The organism is Microbispora sp. NPDC004025, assembly GCF_053604425.1.
In genome coordinates, this window is sequence record NZ_JBSGHN010000011.1 from 80,751 (window position 1) to 99,403 (window position 18,653).

The following is an 18,653-nucleotide window of genomic DNA, read 5'->3' on the forward strand; positions in this document are numbered from 1 at the left end:
CCCGCGTGATCCGTGCGTCCCCGCCGCGGTTCCTCTGCCGGATCGGGCGGACTCGCGTCCGCCGTAGGGTGAACAGCGCACGTTCGCCACCCGGAGGGAGCAGGACATGGCAGTGGAACGCGTCGGGCCGCCGACCGTCGCCGGTGAGCGCGAGATGCTGCGCGCCTTCCTCGACTACCACCGGGCGACGCTCGCGCTGAAGTGCGACGGCCTGTCGGACGAGGAGCTGCGCCGCAGGTCGATGCCGCCGTCGACGCTCTCGTTGCTCGGCCTGGTGCGGCACATGGCCGAGGTCGAGCGCACGTGGTTCCGCCGCGTGATCGGCAAGGAGGACGTGCCGCTGGTCTGGTCGGAGGAGGGCGACTACCAGGCGGCGTACGACCCGAGCGGGTCCACCGGCGCGGAGGCGTTCGAGGTTTGGCAGGCGGAGATCGAGCACTCTCGCAGGATCGAGCGCGCGGCCGAGTCGCTCGACGTCACCGCCTACCAGCCGCGGTGGGGCGAGGAGGTGTCGCTGCGGCTGGTCATGCTGCACATGATCCACGAGTACGCCCGGCACAACGGCCACGCGGACTTCCTCCGCGAGGGCGTCGACGGAACCGTGGGCGCCTGAGACGACCCGCCCCCGACCTTCAGCCGGCCGTCTTCTCAGCTCACCGGGCCCTGGACGGTCCTGCGCTCGGTACGGAAGATCAGCGTCGTCTCGAGATGGACGATCTCCGGCCGGACCAGGATGCGTTCGAGGATCATGCGGTGCAGGTGATCGGCGTCGGGCACCGCGACGTGCACGAGGAAATCCTGCGGGCCGGCCACGTGGAACAGCGCGATCGTCTCGGGGAGCCCGAGCACGAACGCCCGCAGCGGGTCCACGAGCTGGCTCGTGTGGGGCCGCACGCGCAGCGCCAGCAGCGCCTCCAGGGGCCGTCCGAGCGCCTGCGTGTCGACCTCCGCGCGGAAGGCCGTGATCAGCCCGCGGCGGCGCAGCGACCGCACGCGTTCGAGCGCGGTGGAGGGGGCGACGCCGACCCGCTCGGCGAGATCCTTGTTGGGCAGCCGCGCGTCCTTCTGGAGCAGCTCGAGGATCTTCCTGTCGATCGAATCCAGTTCGGCGGTCACGGGCCTGTTCCTTCGTCGATTCGGCGTTCGTGGCGGACTGATGCCCGATAGAGCCATTATTCGGGCATGACACCGAATCACACCTGGGACATCGACGACTTCGTCCACGCCGCCGAGGTGACCGTGCACGGGCTCGCCGCGTACGTGCGGGAGAGCCAGGGCGGAGCGGTGCCGGTGATCCGCCGCAGACCCCCCGCTGAACTGGCCGGACGGCTCGGGCTCGCCCGGTGGATCCGGGAGGGGGGCATGACGCCGGAGACCTACCGGGAGTGGCTCGACGCCTATCTCGTGGAGGGGACGCGGCTGCACCATCCGGCCTACCTCGCCCATCAGACGGCCGCGCCCGACTTTCCCGCCGCGCTGGCCGACTTCGTCCACGGCGCGATCAACAACCCCATGGCGATCTACGAGATGGGGGCCGCCGCGGCGACGGTCGAGTTCGAGGTGCTGCGCTGGATGCTCGGCAAGGTCGGCTTCCCCGAGGGCGGCGGCGTGTTCACCCACGGCGGGTCGCTGGCCAACCTGACCGCGCTGCTCGCGGCGCGGGCCGCCGCCGCCCCGGACGCGTGGGCCGAGGGCGTGCCCGGCGATCTCGCCGTCCTCGCGCCGCCGTCGGCGCACTACTCGATCACGAGGGCGGCGGCGATCCTCGGCCTGGGCGAGCGCGCGGTCATGCCGCTCGACGTGGACGACCTGGGCAGGATCGACGTGGCGCGGCTGCCCGAGGGGCTCGACCGGGCGCGGCGGGCCGGCCGCCGGCCGATGGCCCTGGTCGCCGCCGCGTGCGCCACCGGCACCGGCCTGTACGACGACCTGCGGCCGATCGGCGAGTTCTGCGCCGGGCAGGGGCTGTGGTTCCACGTGGACGGCGCGCACGGAGCGTCGGCGCTGCTCAGCGACGAGCACCGCCACCTGCTCGACGGCGTCGAGCTGGCCGACTCGGTCATCTGGGACGCCCACAAGATGCTGCGCACCTCCGGCCTCGCGGCCGCCGTGCTCGTCCGGCGCGAGGGCGCCCTGGACGCCGCGTTCCGGCAGCAGGCCAGCTACCTGTTCTACGGCGACCAGGGGTTCGACCTGATCGGCAGGACCGTGGAGTGCACCAAGGCCGCGCTCGGGCTGAAGGTGTTCCTCAACCTGGCCTGGCGGGGCGAGCGGGGCCTCGGCGAGCACGTGGCGGGGCGGTACGCCACCGCGCACCGCTTCTGGGAGCTGGCCCGCGAGCGGCCCGGCTTCCACTGCCCGTACGAGCCGGAGAGCAACATCGTCTGCTTCCGGTACGGCGACGGCGACCAGGCCGCGATCCGCGAGACGCTGCTGGAGGAGGGCTCCTTCCACCTGACCTCGGCCGAGGTCGGCGGCGTTCGCCACCTGCGGGTGACGGTCATCGCCCCCGCCACCGACGACAAGACGCTGGAGTCCCTCCTCGACCGCGTCGCCTCGCTCGAGGGCGTCTAGAAGGCGGCGGGCTCGGAGTAGGTGCCCCACTCCTCGCGCAGGACGTCGCAGATTTCGCCCAGCGTGGCCTCGGCCCGCACGGCCTCCAGCATGGGCGGGATCATGTTGTCGTCGCCCTTGGAGGCGGCCCGCAGGGCGGCCAGCGCCGCGTCGACGGCCTTCCGGTCCCGCGCGGCGCGCCGCCCGGCCAGCGTCCTGCGCTGCTCGGCCTCGACCTCGTGGCTGATCCGCAGGATCTCCAGCGGCTGCTCGGCGGTCGCGGTGTGGCAGTTCACGCCGACGATCCGCTTGTCGCCCTTCTCCAGCTTGCGCTGGTAGTCGAAGGCCGACTCGGCGATCTCCGACATGAACCAGCCGTCCTCGATGCCCCGCAGGATGCCGGCGGTCATCGTGCCGTCGCCGCCCATCTCGCGGATCCTCGTGAAGATCTTCTCCGCCTCGGCCTCCAGGCGGTCGGTCAGCGCCTCGACGTACCAGGAGCCGCCCAGCGGGTCGACGACGTTGACGACCTCCGTCTCCTCCATGATCACCTGCTGGGTGCGCAGCGCGATCTCGGCGGCCTTCTCCGACGGCAGCGCGAGCACCTCGTCCAGCGCGTTGGTGTGCAGCGAGTTCGTGCCGCCGAGCACGGCCGCCAGCGCCTCGATCGCGGTGCGGACGATGTTGTTGTCCGGCTGCTGCGCGGTCAGCGACACCCCGGCCGTCTGGGTGTGGAAGCGCAGCCACTGCGCCTTGTCGGTGCGGGCGCCGTACACGTCGCGCATCCAGCGGGCCCAGATGCGCCGGGCGGCGCGGAACTTCGCGATTTCTTCGAAGAAGTCGATGTGCGCGTCGAAGAAGAACGACAGGCCCGGCGCGAACACGTCCACGTCGAGCCCGCGCGACAGGCCGAGCTCGACGTAGCCGAATCCGTCGGCCAGTGTGAAGGCCAGCTCCTGCGCGGCCGTGGCCCCGGCCTCGCGGATGTGGTACCCCGACACCGACAGCGGCTTGTACGCGGGGATCTCGGCGGCGCAGAACTCCATGAGGTCGCCGATCAGCCGCAGGTGCGGCTCGGGGGCGAACAGCCACTCCTTCTGCGCGATGTACTCCTTGAAGATGTCCGTCTGGAGGGTGCCGTTCAGCTTCCCGACGGGTACGCCCTGCCGTTCGGCCGCGACCACGTACATGCAGAAGATCGGTACGGCGGGCCCGCTGATGGTCATGGACGTCGTGACGTCGCCGAGCGGGATGCCGTCGAACAGCAGGTCCATGTCGAGGGCCGAGTCGATCGCCACGCCGCAGTGGCCCACCTCGCCGAGCGAGCGGGGGTCGTCGGAGTCGCGGCCCATGAGCGTCGGCATGTCGAACGCCACCGACAGGCCGCCGCCTCCGGCGCCGAGGATCATCTTGTAGCGCTCGTTGGTCTGCCTGGCGTTGCCGAACCCGGCGAACTGGCGGATGGTCCAGGGCCGGCCGCGGTAGCCGGTGGCGTACAGGCCGCGGGTGAAGGGGAACTCGCCCGGCCAGCCGATGCGCCCGAACCGGGGGTCGTCCCCGGACGGCCCGTAGACGGGGTCCACGTCCAGCCCCGACAGGGTGCGGAACTCGCGGTCCCGCTTGAAGGCGGCGTCGTACCGCGCCTGCCACCGGGCCCTGCCCGCCTCGATCGCCTCGGCGCCCGTCGCGTCCGGCTCCATGCGTCCCTCCCCGTGTCTCACTCTCCGAGAAAATACTAGGACGTCCTACTAAATCCGGCCAGCACCGACGCCCCCTGACCGCCCACCCCCACGGCAGTCATGTCACACGTTGGTCGCGAATTCTCACGGACCTTTGACAGGACCGGGAAATCTTCAAGCATGGTCAGCGCCCTTGAAGTCCACATGGAGGTGGATGTGAAGCGCTTGACAGTCGTCGCCGCGACCGCGGCGATGGTGGCGGCAACCCTCGTCACACCCGCGCAGGCCGTACCCGCGGCCGCCGGGTCGGCGACCCAGACCGAATACGTGGTTCTGTACAAGGAAGGCGCGGCCGCGGCGGACGCCCAGAAGGCGATCGAAGCGGCCGGCGGCAGCGTCGTCAAGGTGAACACGCAGGTCGGGCTGGCCACGGTCAGCACCGCCAACCCCGACTTCGCGAGCGCGCTGCAGGGCGCCGCGGCCATCGAAGGGGTCGCGCGCAACCGGGTGATCGGCGACGCGCCGGACGACGCGAAGGCGTCCGCCGCCGCGAGGAAGGCCGTGGCGAAGGCGGCCAGGAGCAAGGCCGTGGAGAAGGAGGGCCGCGGCGGCGCCACGGGCCCCAAGTGGGGGCGCAACGTCAAGGACGAGCCGCTCGCCGACCTGCAGTGGGACATGAAGCAGATCCACGCGGACCAGGCCCACAGGTTCGAGCAGGGCGACAAGGGCGTCCTCGTCGGCATCCTCGACACCGGCGTCGACGGCTCGCACCCCGACATCGCGCCGAACTTCGACCGCAGGCTGAGCCGTAACTTCACCGTCGACCTGCCGGCGGACGCCAACGGCTCCCCGATCGACGGGCCGTGCGAGGAGGACCCCGACGGCTCCTGCACCGACCCGAACGACGTGGACGAGGACGGCCACGGCACCCACGTCGCCTCGTCGATCGCCTCGCCCATCAACAAGCTGGGCATCTCGGGCGTCGCTCCGAAGGTGACGATCGTGAACCTGCGGGCCGGCCAGGACTCGGGCTACTTCTTCCTCCAGCCCACCGTCGACGCCCTCACCTACGCGGGCGACATCGGCGTCGACGTGGTCAACATGAGCTACTACATCGACCCGTGGCTGTTCAACTGCGCCGACAACCCGGCCGACAGCCCCGAGGAGCAGGCCCAGCAGCGGCTGTACATCGCCGCCACCCAGCGGGCGCTCGACTACGCCCACGCGCGCGGCGTGACGCTCGTCAGCGCGGCCGGCAACGAGGCGATCGACTACACGAAGACGAACGTCGACGGCGGCAGCCCCGACTACGCCACCTTCCCCGGGCAGCAGACGGAGCGGACCCGGACCATCCCCCCGTCCTGCGTCTCGCTGCCGAACGAGTCCGAGCACGTGATCGCGGTCTCCTCGACCGGCATCAGCAAGCGGAAGGCGTACTACTCCAGCTACGGCAACGGCTACGTCGACGTGGCCTCGCCCGGCGGCGACGTCTACGACACCCCCGGCAACACCAGGGACATCACCAAGGCCACGCTCTCGGCCTATCCCAAGGCGCTCGCCGTCGCCAACGGCGAGATCGACGAGAACGGCGACCCGACGGTGCCGTACGTGGTGAAGGACTGCAAGGGCTCGGTCTGCGCCTACTACCAGTACCTGCAGGGCACCTCGATGGCCTCGCCGCGCGCGGCCGGCGTCGCGGCGCTGATCGTCAGCCGGTACGGCAGGCACGACCGCGCCCACGGCGGCCTGACGATGGACCCCGACAAGGTGGAGGCGATCCTCAAGGGCACGGCCACCAGGACGGCCTGCCCGACCCCGCCCGCCTACACCTACACCCGTCACCTGCCGGACGGCACCACGGCGACCGCCACCCACACCTGTGAGGGCACCGCCGACAACAACGGCTTCTACGGCAGGGGCATCGTCGACGCCCTGCGCGCCGTCGGCCGCTGACGCCCTCGGGCCGGTGACGCACGCGTGCGGTGTGCGTCACCGGCCCACCCGGGCGGCGCGGATCAGGAACCGCCGAGATAGGCGAGGACCGCGGCGACCCGGCGGTGGATGTCCGGGCTGGCCTCCAGCCCCAGCTTCAGGAAAATCGAGTTCACGTTCTTCTCCACGGCGGAGATCGACAGGGACAGCGCCCGCGCGATGCCGCCGTTGGACCTGCCCCGCGCCATCTCGCGCAGCACGTCACGCTCCCGGGGCGTGAACGCCTCCCGCTCTCCCCGTACGGCGCGGCGCGCCAGCAGCCCCTCCACCACCTTGGGGTCGATGACCGAGCCGCCCGCGGCGACCGAACGGATCGCGCCGAGCAGCTCGTCGAGGTCCCCCACCCGGTCCTTCAGCAGGTACGCGAGACCTTCCGTGCCGTCCTTGAACAATTCGAACGCGTAGATCGAGTCGGCGAACTGCGACAGCACGACGACGCCGACGTGAGGATCGGCCGCGCGGACCCGGTGGGCGGCGTCGATCCCCTCGAACCCCTGCCGCCAGCCCTCGCCCGGCATGCGGATGTCGGTGACCACCACGTCGGGACCGAGCCGCCTGGCCGCGTCGACCAGCTCCGCCGCGCTCCCCAGCGCCCCGACGACGTCGACCTCCCCCGAGCTCTCCAGCAACTGCCGGGTGCCCTCCCGTACGAGGTAGTGATCGTCGGCGACCAGGGCGCGCAGCCTGCGCGGTTCCCTCTCGGCGGCGGGCCCGGCGGGGAGGCGTTCAGGCATCGGCGGTCACCCAGGCGCGCACCCGCGTTCCCTCTCCCGGCCCGGCCGTCGTCTCCAGACCTCCGCCGAGCGCCGCCATGCGGTCGGCCAGCGTGGCCAGTCCGCGCCGTGCCACGGCCCGGGGATCGAACCCCGTCCCGTCGTCGGCGACGGACGCCTGGAGCCTGCCGCCGTCGTGCCAGAGCCGTACCTCGATCCGGGACGCTCCCGCGTGCTTGAGCGCGTTGGCGATCGCCTCGCTGACCACGAAATACATCGCTCCCTCGATCTCGTCCGGGAACCTGCGGGTGCGCAGGGCCGGGTCGGCCGTCACGGTGGTCGCGACCGGCAGGCCCGAGCACCGCCCCTCCACGGCCTCCACCAGCCCGCCCTGGCTCAGCACGGAGGGATGGATTCCGGCCGCGAGCTCCCGCAGGTCCGCCAGCGCCTGGCGGGCCTGTTCCCGCAGAAGGGCCAGGGATCGCGCTCCGCCGCCGGTCGCGCGGGCCAGCTCCAGCCCCGCGATCAGCGCCACGAGCTGCTGCTGCGCGCCGTCGTGGATGTTGCGCTCGATCCGCCGCCGCTCGGCCTCCTGGGCGTTCACGAGCCGGGCGGCGAGCGCCGCGCTGCGGATGGCGAGGCCGACCGGCACGGCCAGGGCGGCGAGCAGCCGCCGGTCGTCGCGGGTCAGCCGCCCGGTCACCTTGGGTCCGCAACTGATGCGCCCCAGCCCGGCCGGGACCGTGAGCACGGCCTCGCCCCGCTCCTCCCCCGCCACGACGCGGGTGCCGTCCGCGAGCTCGACGGCGGCCCAGCGGGCGTCCAGGCCCGCCCGCACCGCCTGCGCCAGCCTGCCGAGCTGCTCGACCGGCTCGGCCTCCTCCAGCTCCGGGCCCAGGCGGGACAGCAGTTCGTCGACCGTCGGGCGGACGTCGAACACGAGATACAGGCGCGAGCCCCTGACGCCGACCCGGATGTCGAGCAGCTCGTGCCGCAGCACGGCGGCACCGATGGCGGCCGGCAGCGCCCCCACCATGCCCAGCACCCCGACGACGTCGGCGGCGCCATACGTCTCCGAGGCCCCCGTGATCATGATCACAACGGAGGCGCCGAGGTTGGCCAGCAGGCCCGCCACCATCCAGCCGAGCCGGGCGCGCTCGGGCGGGCGGCCGCGCCGCAGCCGGACGAGGAGGCCGCCCAGCACGACCAGCGCCAGCAGGAAGGTGGCCACCTGGCCCACCAGCGCCAGCAGCCCGGCGACGACGCCGAGCGGTCCCCGCAGCCCGAGAGGGTTGGCGTGCACGACGCCTGCCAGATAGGGGCCGGGCAGGAACAGCACGCCCAGCCAGTGCGCGGCGATCGCCGCGGCCCCCGTGACCGCGACGACGCGCCAGCGCCGTGACGGCAGCCTGCCGTCCGGGAACAGGAGCGGCACGAACACCCACGACAGGCCGTAGAAGACCGGGAACAGCGAGCTCAGCACGGCGGCGACGACGACCGGCTGGTGCGGCTCCGGGCCGAGCCGGATCAGCAGGCCGACCCCGAGCCCGCCCAGCCCCAGACAGTCCGCGGCCGCCAGGAGCAGCCAGCCGTAGGCGTTGTCCGGCCGCCGCGCGGCGATCAGCCAGCCGAGGGCGGGCAGGAGCAGGGCGATAGCCAGGAACGCCCACTGCGACGCGGGAGCCGGCAGCCCCGTCTCCAGCAGCGCGCCGGCGACGATCCCGGCGGCGGCGACGGCGGCCATGCCCGCCGCGAGCGGCCGGGCCGCTGCCGTGGACTTCATGCCAGGCATCGTGGCGGGCCGGCGCGTCCGCCGTCTATGAGGTTGTCCTCACGTTCGGTGCGGCCCTCCGCAGCCCGCCGCCCGGGGGCTCGCCGGGTGTCGCGACCGCGCAGTGATCCTTAGCGTGAGATCACGTGAACGCCCACCGCCGCGGCGAACCGCCGACGGCCCGTTCCCGGGCGCCGCATTCCCTACCGCGAAGGAGCTCTCTCGTGCCGACCGCGCCGAGATCGATGCGCACCAGTTCGACGTGCAGGTTGACGATTCCCCTCATGAGCGCGGCACTGGCGCTCGCCGTGGCGGCCACCGCCACCCCCGCCACCGCGGCTGTCACCGCCGCCGGCACCACTGCGGCGCCCACTCCCGCTCCCACCGGCACTCCGGACATCCCGAACTCGCCGGTGGGCGAGCAGCTGCGCTGGCTCCTGACGGCGGCCGCGGCCCTCCCGATCCCCGAGGACCAGATCAGGGCGCACTTCAGCGCCGGCTTCCTCGCGCAGGTCCCCCCGGCCCAGCTCAACGAGGTCCTGAAGAGCCTGGGCGCCCTGCGGCTCGAGTCGCTGTCCGAGGCCACACCCACCTCCCTGTCCGGCCTGGTGACCACCGGGCAGGGGCGGCTCCAGATCACCATGTCCGTCGACGGCGACGGCAGGATCGACGGCCTCGGGTTCACCCTCGAACAGCGTCCGGCGCCGGGCAGCTGGGCCGAACTGGACAAGCGGCTGCGTGCGCTCGCGCCCCGGGTGGGCTTCCTCGCGGCGGAGGTGCGCAAGGACGGCAGGTGCCGTCCCGTGCACGCCGTCGCGCCGGACGCCCCACGGCCGCTCGGTTCCATGTTCAAGCTGTACGTGCTGGGCGCGACGGCGGAGCAGGTCAAGAAGGGCCGGCTCTCCTGGGACACGCCCCTGACCATCCGGCCCGGATTGAAGAGCCTGCCCAGCGGCACGCTTCAGGACCGTCCGGACAACAGCACGGTCTCCGTACGGGAGGCGGCCAAGCTGATGATCTCGATCAGCGACAACACGGGCGCCGACCTGCTGATCGACAAGGTCGGCCGCGCGAGGGTGGAGACCCGGATGAGCACGTGGTCCCGTCACGCGTCGCTGAACCGGCCCTTCCTCACGACCAGGGAGCTCTTCCTCCTCAAGGGCGCGGACTACCCCCGCCTCGCGAAGACGTACCTGTCGCTCGACCGTTCCCGGCGGTACCGCTACCTGGACACCACCGTCGCCCGTACGCCCTTGAGCGAGGTGAAGCCGTGGGCCAAGCCCAGGGACATCGGCAGGCTGGAGTGGCTGGCCTCGCCCGGCGACGTCTGCCGCGCCTTCGCGGGCCTGTCCGCGCTGAACACTCCGCCCCTCGACGAGGCCATGTCGGCCAACGACGCCGGGCTGGGGCTCGACCCGAAGGCCTGGCCCACCGTCTGGTACAAGGGCGGCTCCGAGCCCGGCGTCCTCGCCATGGGCTACCTCGCCCGTGACGCCGCGGGCAGGACGTACGTGGTGACCGCGCTCACGAGCGACCCCCACACCGCGCTCGACGAGACCGCGGCCGCGCCCGAACTGCTGGCCCTCGTCCGGGGCTCGTTCGCGATGCTGGCGAAGGACCGCGTCAGGGGCTGAAGTCCCCCGCGGCGACGCGCAGGGTCTTGAGCAGGCCGAACATCTCGCCGAGCTCGGCGTCGTCGTACATGCCCAGGCAGAAACCCGCGTCCATCAGGTCGGCCGTGGCCCGCCGTACGATGTCCCGGCCCTCGTCGGTGATCTCGGCGAGCACGCCGCGGCCGTCCCGCGGGTTGCGCATGCGGCGGACCAGGCCGGCCCGTTCGAGGCGGTCCACCGTGTTGGTCACGCTCGTCGGATGCACCATCAGCCGCTCGCCGATCTTCGACAACGGCAGCGACCCGGCCCGGCTGAACGTGAGCAGCACGAGGGCCTCGTACCTGGCGAAGGTCAGGTCGTACGGCTTGAGCAGCGTGTCCAGTTGCGCCAGCAGGATCTGATGGGCTCTCATGATCGAAGTGACGGCGGCCATGGCGGACGACGGGCCGAAGGTCGAACGCCAGGTCTCGGCCGCCCGCTCGATCGGGTCGAACGGGAGCTTGAGCGGCCGGGGGCCACCCGTGGGCGGCGGCTCTGAGCTGGGCGGAACGGACACAGCGATATACGGTAGCGCGACGCCGACCAAGATCGACCGGCGCACCGAGCGTAACCGAATTCATTCCTTGACCCCAGAACTCCCCCCGCCAGGGTCACGCTCCGTTATGGTTGCCACGTCGAAAGGTGAGGCGGCGGCAAACCCGGCGGCACGGGGAACCCCGTCTGCTAGAGGACGTCTCGCGGATCTTGTCTCGCGTGACCGCCCGGATATCCGGGGCGGTCTCGCCGGGGCAAGGGGGGTCCGCGGGGGACGCGTCCGACGGCGGGCGAGGCGAGGCCGGCCGGCGAACCAGCGCCACGGGGAACGGCGTCGGTTCGCGCACCGCTCACACAGACACGGGGGAGATTCTCGATGGACAGCATCGCTGTCCCGGCGCCGCATGCGCGCCGGACTTCGGCGGCGCGGCCATGTGCCGCGCCCTGTTGTGGGTGAGCATAGGGGCGGTTCACGCGGTGAGCTGAGACACGGCGCGCTGGTCGCGGCGACCGTGCTGCTCGTGCTGGCGCTCGTCGCCGCGTGGAGCGTCCTCATTCCCGGTTTCATGGACTGGGATGACATAGTGGCGGCCGTCATCGGCTCGCTGCGCCTGACGGGACCGCTCGGAGCCGCGTTCGCGGCCTGGGTCGCGTTCCGCCGGCGCCGCGCCGAGCGTGGCCGCGTCCTGACGCCGTGGCGGGCCGCACGGGCACCGCTGTCGATCATCGCGGTCGTCACCGGCTCCTTCGGGGCGACCGTGCTGCTGCTCGGGCTGCGCGCCGCGCTGACCGGGCAGGGCGGGCCGCTGCTGCCCGGCGGTCTCGCCATGTCCGTCGCCGGGCTGGGGCTGTATGTCGTGGTCGGCTGGATCCTGGGCTGGCTCGTGCCGGTCTTCGTCGTGCCGCTGATCGCGGGCGCCGGCACGTACGGGCTGTTCGCCTGGCTGGCCACCGGGCCCAACTGGGCCGACCGGCTCACCCCCGCCACGGGTGAGCCGTACGACCTGATCGCGGGCGTCAGCGAGACCGCGTACACGGACCAGACGCTCTGGCTGCTGGGCCTCAGCACCGCGCTGCTGCTCGGCTGGGTGGCCCTGGTGACCCGGCGGACGCTGGCGCTGGCCGCCGCGGTGATCGCCGTCCTGGCCGCGGGGACCGGCGCGGCCCGGCTCGTCACCGGGCCGCGGACGATGCCCGTGAGCGAACGCCTCGTGTGCCAGGAATGGCCGATAAGCGTGTGCGTTCACCCGGCGCTGCGCGGAGGGCTGGCCGAGCTCGCCACCGTGTTCACCGCGCTGGCGATGCGCCTGAACGGGACACCGGCCGCCTTCCACCGGGTGGAGCAACGGGCGTACGGCGAGGAGGACCCGGCAGGTTCGGAGGTGGTCGTCGTCCACATCGACGACCTCGGGTCCGGGTACGCCCAGCGGGCGGCCACCGAGTTCCTCAACCGCCTGGCCCGTCCCTGCCCGGGAACCGCGGCCGCGGGCTACCGGGGCATCGTCGTCGCGTGGCTGCGGGGCGTCTCACTGCCCGGCGGACCGCTGCGCGAGCATCACCAGGCCTCCGTGTGGTTCTCCGAACTGACCGAGGCCCAGCGCCGCGACTGGCTGCGCATGTTCTACTCCGACTTCGTCTCCTGCGGGCTGCAGGCCAGGCACTTCGGCGGCGGCTCCCAGCCCGCCGGCCCCGTGGCGACGGTCTATCCGGCGAGCCCCACCCCCGCGTACGCGCCGAACTATCCGGTTGAGCCGAGCTATCCGGGTACGGCCGTCGCCACCGGCATGCCGGCCGGCTCGGAGCCCGGCTGGGAGCGGAGCGCGGACCCGGGCGCCGGCGGAACCGGTATGGGGTGGACCGGCCCGAGCCCCGCGGGCCAGGGGCCGGCAGGTCAGGATCCGGCGGGCCGGATTCCGGCGGGTCGGGGTGGTCCGGGGTCGTGGGGCGTGCCGGGCGGCGAAGGCGCCCGCAGAGACGTCCCCTGGTCCCGTGGCCGGGGGCGGTCTCCGCACCCCTGGCGGCCCGGAAGGACCGGCAGGCCCGGGGACCCGGCGTCCCCCGATCGGCCGGGCGAGCCCGGCGGGAGCCCGTCCCCCGTTCCGGACACGCCCGGCGCTTCCCAGCCCGGCCGCCTCCGGCCCGGCGGTCCGGCGGCGCAGGGCGGGAACCTGCCGGACCGTGGGCGGCCGTCGGGGCAGGGCGGCCCCGGCCGGGCGGGAGGACCTCATGGAAACGGCGGACAGGGCGCGGACGACGCCCGGGGCGGGCGTCGCGCCCGGCCCGAGCGCGTCCCCGGTCACGGCGGCGCCTCCGGCCGTCCCCCCGGTGGCACCCACGGCGGCGCTCCCGGCGCTGCGGGGAAGGACCGGAGTCCCGGGCACGACGCCGGACGCACCGACCGTTCCCGGCCCGCCGCGGGCGACGCCACCGGCGCCCGCGAGACGGACCCCCGGGAGAGCGCGCAGGAGGACCCCGGCGTGGCCGGCGTACCCGGCGCGCTCCTGGCCCCCGCCCCGTAGCGCGCGGTGGTGGACGCCCCCTGCACGCCCCAACCGTGGAGGGTGCACCCGACGGGCGGTACCGGGCACACCGGCGTCCGGCCCCGCCTCGTAGCGCGGCGCCACGGAGACGCGCGGCGCCACGGAGACGCGCGGCGCCACGAGAGGCCCCGGCGGGGCCGCGCCGGGCGCATGGGCCGGACGAAAGACGGGTTTCGGAGGGCCGAAGCAGGGCTTCTCGGCAGAATCGATCTTGCGATGAGTGAGAGGGCCGGAATACCGGGAAGATTTCCGGCGTGGACCGTCAGACCCGTCCCTCGTTCGCGCCGGCCGACTCCGGCGCCGCCGCCACCGACGCCGCGGACAGCGCCGGGGCCCCCGCACGCCGCTCCCGGCGCGGCTGGCGGGTGCTCGCCGGCCTGCTGTTCGTGGTCCTGCTGCTCGTGGTCGGCGCCCGGCTGACCTGGTCCTGGCTCAACCCGCTGGGCGAGCAGACCATCGACCGCAGCGGCCCCGCGCTGCTCCGGTCGGTGCAGAACCTGAGCCGGTTCGAGGCCGCGACCGGCAACTTCCAGGTCATCGTCGACCTGGAGAAGGACGCGAAGTTCGTGCCCGACGCGATCAAGGGCTCCCGGACGCTCTTCGTGGGAGCCGGGAACGTGGACGCCTACGTGGACTTCTCCTCCCTGCCCAAGGAAGCCTTCACGGTCTCCCCCGACCGCACGACCGTGACGGTGCGGCTGCCGCACGCCGAACTGGAGAAGCCCAACCTCGACAACAAGCGGTCGTACGTCTTCGCACAGGAGCGGGGCATCTTCGACCGGATCTCCGACTTCCTGTCGTCGTCCCCGCAAAACCAGCAGGAGCTCTACGTGCTGGCCGAAAACAAGATCGCGGAGGCGGCGGCCGCCAGCGACCTGCGCTCCCGGGCCGACCAGAACACCAAGGCCATGCTGGAGGGCATGCTGAAGTCCCTCGGCTTCACGACGATCACGGTCAAGTACGCCGGCGAGCCCTGACCCGTCGGCCGCCGTGAGGCGAGAGCCGTACGGGCAGGGCCGCGGGCTCAGCGCAGCGCCGCGATGAGGTCGTCGGCGGCGGCGTAGGGGTCGGTCTCGGCGCCGAGCAGCCGCTCGGCGAGCGCGTCGAGGCGATCCCCGTGGAGCACGGCGAAGCGCGACCGGAGCTGGGCCAGCGCGATGGCCTCGATCTCGTCGCGGGCCCGGGCCAGCCGCCGCCTGCGGGCCTCGCCGGACTCCTCCAGGTACGCGTGGTGCTTGTCCAGCGCGGCCAGCAGGTCGTCGGCGCCCTCGCCCCTGGAGGCGACGGTCGTGACGATCGGGGGCCGCCACGCCGCCTCGACGAGGCCCGTCATGTTCCGCAGCTCCCGCACGGTCGCCTGGACGCCGTCGCGGTCGGCCTTGTTCACCACCAGGACGTCGGCGACCTCGAGGATGCCCGCCTTGGCGGCCTGCACGCCGTCGCCCATGCCGGGAGCGAGGATGACGACGGTCGTGTCGGCCAGGCGGGCGATGTCCACCTCGGCCTGCCCGACGCCGACCGTCTCGACGAGGATCACGTCGCACCCGGCGGCCTCCAGCACGCGCAGCGCCTGCGGCGTGGCCCACGCGAGCCCGCCGAGGTGCCCCCGGCTCGACATGCTGCGGATGAAGACGCCGGGGTCGGTCGCGTGGTCCTGCATGCGTACGCGATCGCCGAGCAGGGCGCCGCCGGTGAACGGGCTGGACGGGTCGACCGCCAGCACCCCCACCCTGCTGCCGCGCCTGCGGAAGGCCCGGATGAGCATGCCGGTCGAGGTCGACTTGCCGACGCCGGGTGAGCCGGTCAGGCCGATGACCCGGGCGCTGTACGGCCGGGCGGCGCCGGTGGCCAGCTCGGCCATCGCCTCACGCAGGGCACGGCTCGCCGCCGCGGCACCCGCCTGGTCTCCCCCGGCATGACCCGCGGTGCCGGCCGTTGTCCGCCCCGCGTTCTCCACCGCGTTCTCCACGGCGTTCTCCACGAGCGAGATCAGCCGCGCCACCGCGCGCGGCCGTCCCCGCCGCGCCTGCCCGACGAGCTCACGGACGTCCACCTGCGGCTCCGTTCAGGCGCCGGGCGCGGGCACCCGGACGATCAGCGCGTCGCCCTGGCCGCCGCCACCGCACAGGCCGGCCGCGCCGAGGCCGCCGCCGCGCCTCTTCAGCTCGTGGGCCAGGGCCAGCACGATCCGGGCGCCGGACGCGCCGATCGGGTGGCCGAGCGCGATGCCGCCGCCGTTGACGTTGACCTTGTCGAGCGGGACGCCGAGCTCCTTCGCCGACTGCAGCACGACCTGGGCGAACGCCTCATTGATCTCCAGCAGGTCGAGGTCGCCGACGGACAGCCCCTGCTTGGCCAGCGCCTGCTTGATGGCGTTGGCGGGCTGGGACTGGAGCGAGTTGTCCGGGCCGGCCACGTTGCCGTGCGCGCCGATCTCGGCCAGCCATTCGAGGCCCAGCTCCTCGGCCTTGGCCTTCGACATCACGACCACGGCGACGGCGCCGTCGGAGATCTGCGAGGCCGACCCGGCCGTGATGGTGCCGTCCTTGGTGAACGCCGGGCGCAGCTTCGACAGGACCTCGACCGTGGTGTCCTTGCGGATGCCCTCGTCGGCCGAGAACAGCACCGGCTCACCCTTGCGCTGCGGCAGCGGCACCGGGACGATCTCGTCGTCGAACAGGCCCTTCTCCGTCGCCTCGGCGGCGCGCTGGTGCGACCGCGCGGAGAACTCGTCCTGCTCCTCCCGGGTCAGGCCGAGCCGGGCGTTGTGGTGCTCGGTGGACTCCCCCATCGCGATCTGGTCGAACGCGTCGGTGAGCCCGTCGTGGGCCATCGCGTCCAGGATCCCGGCGTCGCCGTACTTCACGCCCTTGCGCAGGCCGGGCAGCAGGTGCGGCGCGTTCGTCATCGACTCCATGCCGCCCGCGACGACGACGTCGAACTCGCCCGCGCGGATGAGCTGGTCGGCCAGCGCGATCGCGTCCAGGCCCGACAGGCAGACCTTGTTGATGGTGAGGGAGGGCACGGTCATGGGGATGCCGGCCTTCACCGCCGCCTGGCGCGAGGGGATCTGCCCGGCCCCGGCCTGGAGAACCTGCCCCATGATCACGTACTGGACCTGGTCGGGGGAGACGCCCGCACGCTCCAGCGCGGCCTTGATCGCGATCCCGCCCAGCTCGACCGCGGACAGATCGGAGAGCGAGCCGAGGAGCCGTCCGATCGGTGTGCGTGCTCCGGCGACGATGACGGAACCAGACATTGAGACCCTCCACTACGAGATCGGGGCGACGGTGTCACCATACCCAGGAGTAGTACGGCCGCCCGGAAGCGGGCGCGGCGAAGGGAGACGGCGATGCTGCTGCGGATCGACCACGTGGGCGTTGCCTGCCACAACCTGGAAGAGAAGATCGAGTTCTACGAGTCCGTCTTCGGCCTGACCGTCGTCAGCCGCGAGGTGAACGAGGAGCAGGGCGTCCGGGAGGCCATGCTGCACGTGGCCGACGGCGACCAGGGCGCGTCGTACGTCCAGCTGCTCGAGCCGCTGCACCCCGACACCGCCGTGGGCAGGTTCCTCGCCAAGCGGGGCGAGGGCGTGCATCATATCGGGTACGGCGTGGCGGACGTCACCAAGGCCCTGGAGGAGATCGGGGCGAAGGGCGTGCGCCTGATCGACGAGCGGCCCAGGCACGGGTCGATGGGAGCCTCGATCGCGTTCCTGCATCCCAAGGACGTGGGAGGGGTCCTCACCGAGCTCGTCGAGACGTCCAGGCGCTAGGCAAACGCAAGAAACGTTCATACGTAACAAGTCGCGCAGAAAGTCGGAGGGGGCCTCCAACGCGGCAGTACCGGAGTACGCTGGCGTACCACCGGACGTGGACGCCACACCGGCTTCCTCGCCTCGGAACGACCCCCCGTCCGGCCCCTGTAGCCGTCTCGACAACCAGGATCGAGCCTCATGCAGTCCGACATCGACGCCCAGCTCAACAACTTCTTCGAGGACGCTCCATCTCGCGAATTCGACGTGGTGCTCCGGGGTTATGACCGGCACCAGGTCCACGACCACCTGAAGACTCTCGACACCGAACTGCGTCAGGCGAAGGAACAGGTCAGCGCCCTCCAGCGGGAGCTGTCCGACTCCCAGCGCCAGCTGCAGGAGCAGGAGAGGCCGACGTACTCCGGCCTCGGCGCCCGCATCGAGCAGTTGCTCAGGCTGGCGGAGGAGCAGGCCACCGAGCTCGTCCAGGCGGCCAGGTCGGAGGCGAACGAGATTCGCGCCGCCGCGAAGGTGGACGCCGCCGACCTGCGTGCGGCGGCGGAGAACGAGGCGGCCGAGAAGCGGGCGCTCGCGGCGCGCGAGGCCGAGGAGATGCGCAGCAGCGCCGAGCGCGACGCCGAGGAGATCCGCTCGACGGCCAGGCGCGAGTCCGACGAGCTGACCGCCACCACCGAGCGCGAGGTCGCCAAGATCCGCGCCACCGCCGACCACGAGGTCGCGGAGAAGCGGGCGGACGCCGAGCGCGAGATCGCCAAGCTGCGCACCACGACGGAGCGCGAGGTCGCCCAGCTGCGGGCCTCGACCAAGCGCGAGCGCGACGAGGTGCTCACCACCGCCAAGCGCCAGGCGGACGAGATGCGGGCCCAGGCGCAGCGGATCCTGGAGGAGTCGGAGGCCAAGCGCGCCCAGGACGAGGCGGAGTTCGAGATCCAGCTCGCCGCCCGCCGCGAGGAGGCCGAGCGCCAGGAGGCCGAGCGGCACGCCACCGCCCAGGCCAACACCCAGAAGCTGGTGGCCGAGGCCGAGCAGCGTGCCGCCACCGCCGAGCAGCGGGCCGCCAAGGCCACGCAGCAGGCGGAGCAGACCCGCCGCGAGGCCGACACCCACGCCAAGCAGCTGCTGGCCAACGCCCGCAAGAACGCCGACCAGCTGGTGGCCGACGCCAAGGCCAGCGCCGACACGATCGTGACCGAGGCCAAGAGCGAGGCCGAGCGCACCCGTACGGCGATGCAGCGCCAGGTCGACGAGCTCACCCGCCAGCGCGACAGCATCACCAGCCACCTCGCCCAGCTCCGCCAGCTGCTCGGCGGCGCCCCGTTGCCGGGCGGCGACCCGGAGCCGGCGCCCGTCACCGCGGCCCCGCCGAAGCCGGCCCTGTCGGCTCCGCCGGTCGCGGAGAAGCCGGCCGTGCCCGCCACGCCGGCGGTCGAGCCGATCAGCTCCACCAAGAGCGACGACGACGCGGAGTGGTGGCAGGAGTAAC

General features: G+C 72.8%; 16 protein-coding genes. 8 read left to right on the forward strand and 8 right to left on the reverse strand.

Going from position 1 to position 18,653, the window contains the following annotated elements; translation table 11 throughout:
• Positions 1 to 106 precede the first annotated feature (106 nt).
• Positions 107 to 613: a DinB family protein gene (locus tag ACWEQG_RS25400; RefSeq protein ID WP_452288315.1), complete on the forward strand. Its 507-nt coding sequence runs from the start codon at positions 107 to 109 to the stop codon at positions 611 to 613.
• Positions 614 to 648: 35 nt separating this feature from the next.
• Here the strand turns inward: ACWEQG_RS25400 and ACWEQG_RS25405 are convergent, their stop codons facing one another.
• On the reverse strand, positions 649 to 1,116 hold the full coding sequence (locus ACWEQG_RS25405; RefSeq protein WP_452288317.1) for an Lrp/AsnC family transcriptional regulator: 468 nt from the start codon (positions 1,114 to 1,116) through the stop codon (positions 649 to 651).
• A 66-nt stretch (positions 1,117 to 1,182) separates the two neighbouring features.
• Between ACWEQG_RS25405 and ACWEQG_RS25410 the strand changes: the two genes are divergently transcribed.
• A complete protein-coding gene (locus ACWEQG_RS25410; RefSeq protein ID WP_452288319.1) occupies positions 1,183 to 2,574 on the forward strand; it encodes a pyridoxal phosphate-dependent decarboxylase family protein in 1,392 nt (463 codons plus the stop codon).
• On the opposite strand, the gene ACWEQG_RS25415 is transcribed toward ACWEQG_RS25410, so the two are convergent.
• Positions 2,571 to 4,253 carry an acyl-CoA mutase large subunit family protein gene (locus tag ACWEQG_RS25415; protein WP_452288321.1) on the reverse strand — a complete coding sequence of 561 codons (1,683 nt, stop codon included), beginning with the start codon at positions 4,251 to 4,253 and terminating at the stop codon, positions 2,571 to 2,573. The genes ACWEQG_RS25410 and ACWEQG_RS25415 overlap by 4 nt on opposite strands.
• A gap of 195 nt (positions 4,254 to 4,448) precedes the next feature.
• Here ACWEQG_RS25415 and ACWEQG_RS25420 point away from each other — a divergent pair, with 195 nt between their 5' ends.
• The gene (locus ACWEQG_RS25420; protein ID WP_452288323.1) at positions 4,449 to 6,185 is read left to right on the forward strand and encodes a S8 family serine peptidase; all 1,737 of its coding nucleotides are present in this window, start codon (positions 4,449 to 4,451) and stop codon (positions 6,183 to 6,185) included.
• A gap of 62 nt (positions 6,186 to 6,247) precedes the next feature.
• On the opposite strand, the gene ACWEQG_RS25425 is transcribed toward ACWEQG_RS25420, so the two are convergent.
• The 3 genes from ACWEQG_RS25425 to ACWEQG_RS25435 all read right to left on the reverse strand — a co-directional run bounded on the left by ACWEQG_RS25425 (position 6,248) and on the right by ACWEQG_RS25435 (position 8,994).
• Positions 6,248 to 6,958 carry a response regulator transcription factor gene (locus ACWEQG_RS25425; protein ID WP_452288325.1) on the reverse strand — a complete coding sequence of 237 codons (711 nt, stop codon included), beginning with the start codon at positions 6,956 to 6,958 and terminating at the stop codon, positions 6,248 to 6,250.
• A complete protein-coding gene (locus tag ACWEQG_RS25430) occupies positions 6,951 to 8,720 on the reverse strand; it encodes a histidine kinase (protein WP_452288327.1) in 1,770 nt (589 codons plus the stop codon). Before ACWEQG_RS25430 ends, ACWEQG_RS25425 begins: the two co-directional genes overlap by 8 nt.
• A gap of 130 nt (positions 8,721 to 8,850) precedes the next feature.
• Positions 8,851 to 8,994 (reverse strand): hypothetical protein, encoded by a 144-nt coding sequence (locus ACWEQG_RS25435; protein ID WP_452288329.1) that lies wholly within the window; start codon positions 8,992 to 8,994, stop codon positions 8,851 to 8,853.
• On the opposite strand from ACWEQG_RS25435, the gene ACWEQG_RS25440 reads away from it, so the two are divergent.
• Positions 8,993 to 10,342, forward strand: a complete 1,350-nt coding sequence (locus tag ACWEQG_RS25440; RefSeq protein WP_452288331.1) for a serine hydrolase — start codon at positions 8,993 to 8,995, stop codon at positions 10,340 to 10,342. The genes ACWEQG_RS25435 and ACWEQG_RS25440 overlap by 2 nt on opposite strands.
• Here ACWEQG_RS25440 and ACWEQG_RS25445 read toward each other — a convergent pair.
• Positions 10,332 to 10,877: a MarR family winged helix-turn-helix transcriptional regulator gene (locus ACWEQG_RS25445; protein ID WP_363463714.1), complete on the reverse strand. Its 546-nt coding sequence runs from the start codon at positions 10,875 to 10,877 to the stop codon at positions 10,332 to 10,334. The genes ACWEQG_RS25440 and ACWEQG_RS25445 overlap by 11 nt on opposite strands.
• Before the next feature lie 427 nt (positions 10,878 to 11,304).
• Here ACWEQG_RS25445 and ACWEQG_RS25450 point away from each other — a divergent pair, with 427 nt between their 5' ends.
• Both ACWEQG_RS25450 and ACWEQG_RS25455 read left to right on the forward strand, forming a co-directional pair.
• Positions 11,305 to 13,374, forward strand: coding sequence for a hypothetical protein (locus tag ACWEQG_RS25450; protein ID WP_452288333.1), 2,070 nt, complete (start codon positions 11,305 to 11,307; stop codon positions 13,372 to 13,374).
• Positions 13,375 to 13,649: 275 nt separating this feature from the next.
• Positions 13,650 to 14,372: a DUF4230 domain-containing protein gene (locus ACWEQG_RS25455; RefSeq protein ID WP_452288334.1), complete on the forward strand. Its 723-nt coding sequence runs from the start codon at positions 13,650 to 13,652 to the stop codon at positions 14,370 to 14,372.
• Between the two features lie 47 nt (positions 14,373 to 14,419).
• On the opposite strand, the gene meaB is transcribed toward ACWEQG_RS25455, so the two are convergent.
• Positions 14,420 to 15,448 carry a methylmalonyl Co-A mutase-associated GTPase MeaB gene (meaB, locus tag ACWEQG_RS25460; protein ID WP_452288336.1) on the reverse strand — a complete coding sequence of 343 codons (1,029 nt, stop codon included), beginning with the start codon at positions 15,446 to 15,448 and terminating at the stop codon, positions 14,420 to 14,422.
• 12 nt (positions 15,449 to 15,460) lie between these two features.
• Positions 15,461 to 16,654: an acetyl-CoA C-acetyltransferase gene (locus ACWEQG_RS25465; RefSeq protein ID WP_452288338.1), complete on the reverse strand. Its 1,194-nt coding sequence runs from the start codon at positions 16,652 to 16,654 to the stop codon at positions 15,461 to 15,463.
• A gap of 93 nt (positions 16,655 to 16,747) precedes the next feature.
• Between ACWEQG_RS25465 and mce the strand changes: the two genes are divergently transcribed.
• Together mce and ACWEQG_RS25475 are read left to right on the forward strand one after the other, a co-directional pair.
• Positions 16,748 to 17,170 carry a methylmalonyl-CoA epimerase gene (gene mce, locus ACWEQG_RS25470; protein ID WP_139575889.1) on the forward strand — a complete coding sequence of 141 codons (423 nt, stop codon included), beginning with the start codon at positions 16,748 to 16,750 and terminating at the stop codon, positions 17,168 to 17,170.
• A 180-nt stretch (positions 17,171 to 17,350) separates the two neighbouring features.
• A complete protein-coding gene (locus tag ACWEQG_RS25475) occupies positions 17,351 to 18,652 on the forward strand; it encodes a DivIVA domain-containing protein (protein WP_452288340.1) in 1,302 nt (433 codons plus the stop codon).
• The last annotated feature ends 1 nt before the right edge of the window (position 18,653 follow it).

Bases quoted from the DNA above. Each gene is read 5' to 3' on its own strand.
- ACWEQG_RS25400 (WP_452288315.1), top strand. From the start codon at position 107: ATGGCAGTGGAACGCGTCGGGCCGCCGACCGTCGCCGGTGAGCGCGAG.
- ACWEQG_RS25410 (WP_452288319.1), top strand. From the start codon at position 1,183: ATGACACCGAATCACACCTGGGACATCGACGACTTCGTCCACGCCGCC.
- ACWEQG_RS25415 (WP_452288321.1), bottom strand. From the start codon at position 4,253: ATGGAGCCGGACGCGACGGGCGCCGAGGCGATCGAGGCGGGCAGGGCC.
- ACWEQG_RS25425 (WP_452288325.1), bottom strand. From the start codon at position 6,958: ATGCCTGAACGCCTCCCCGCCGGGCCCGCCGCCGAGAGGGAACCGCGC.
- ACWEQG_RS25430 (WP_452288327.1), bottom strand. From the start codon at position 8,720: ATGAAGTCCACGGCAGCGGCCCGGCCGCTCGCGGCGGGCATGGCCGCC.
- ACWEQG_RS25440 (WP_452288331.1), top strand. From the start codon at position 8,993: ATGAGCGCGGCACTGGCGCTCGCCGTGGCGGCCACCGCCACCCCCGCC.
- ACWEQG_RS25435 (WP_452288329.1), bottom strand. From the start codon at position 8,994: ATGAGGGGAATCGTCAACCTGCACGTCGAACTGGTGCGCATCGATCTC.
- ACWEQG_RS25465 (WP_452288338.1), bottom strand. From the start codon at position 16,654: ATGTCTGGTTCCGTCATCGTCGCCGGAGCACGCACACCGATCGGACGG.
- mce (WP_139575889.1), top strand. From the start codon at position 16,748: ATGCTGCTGCGGATCGACCACGTGGGCGTTGCCTGCCACAACCTGGAA.
- ACWEQG_RS25475 (WP_452288340.1), top strand. From the start codon at position 17,351: ATGCAGTCCGACATCGACGCCCAGCTCAACAACTTCTTCGAGGACGCT.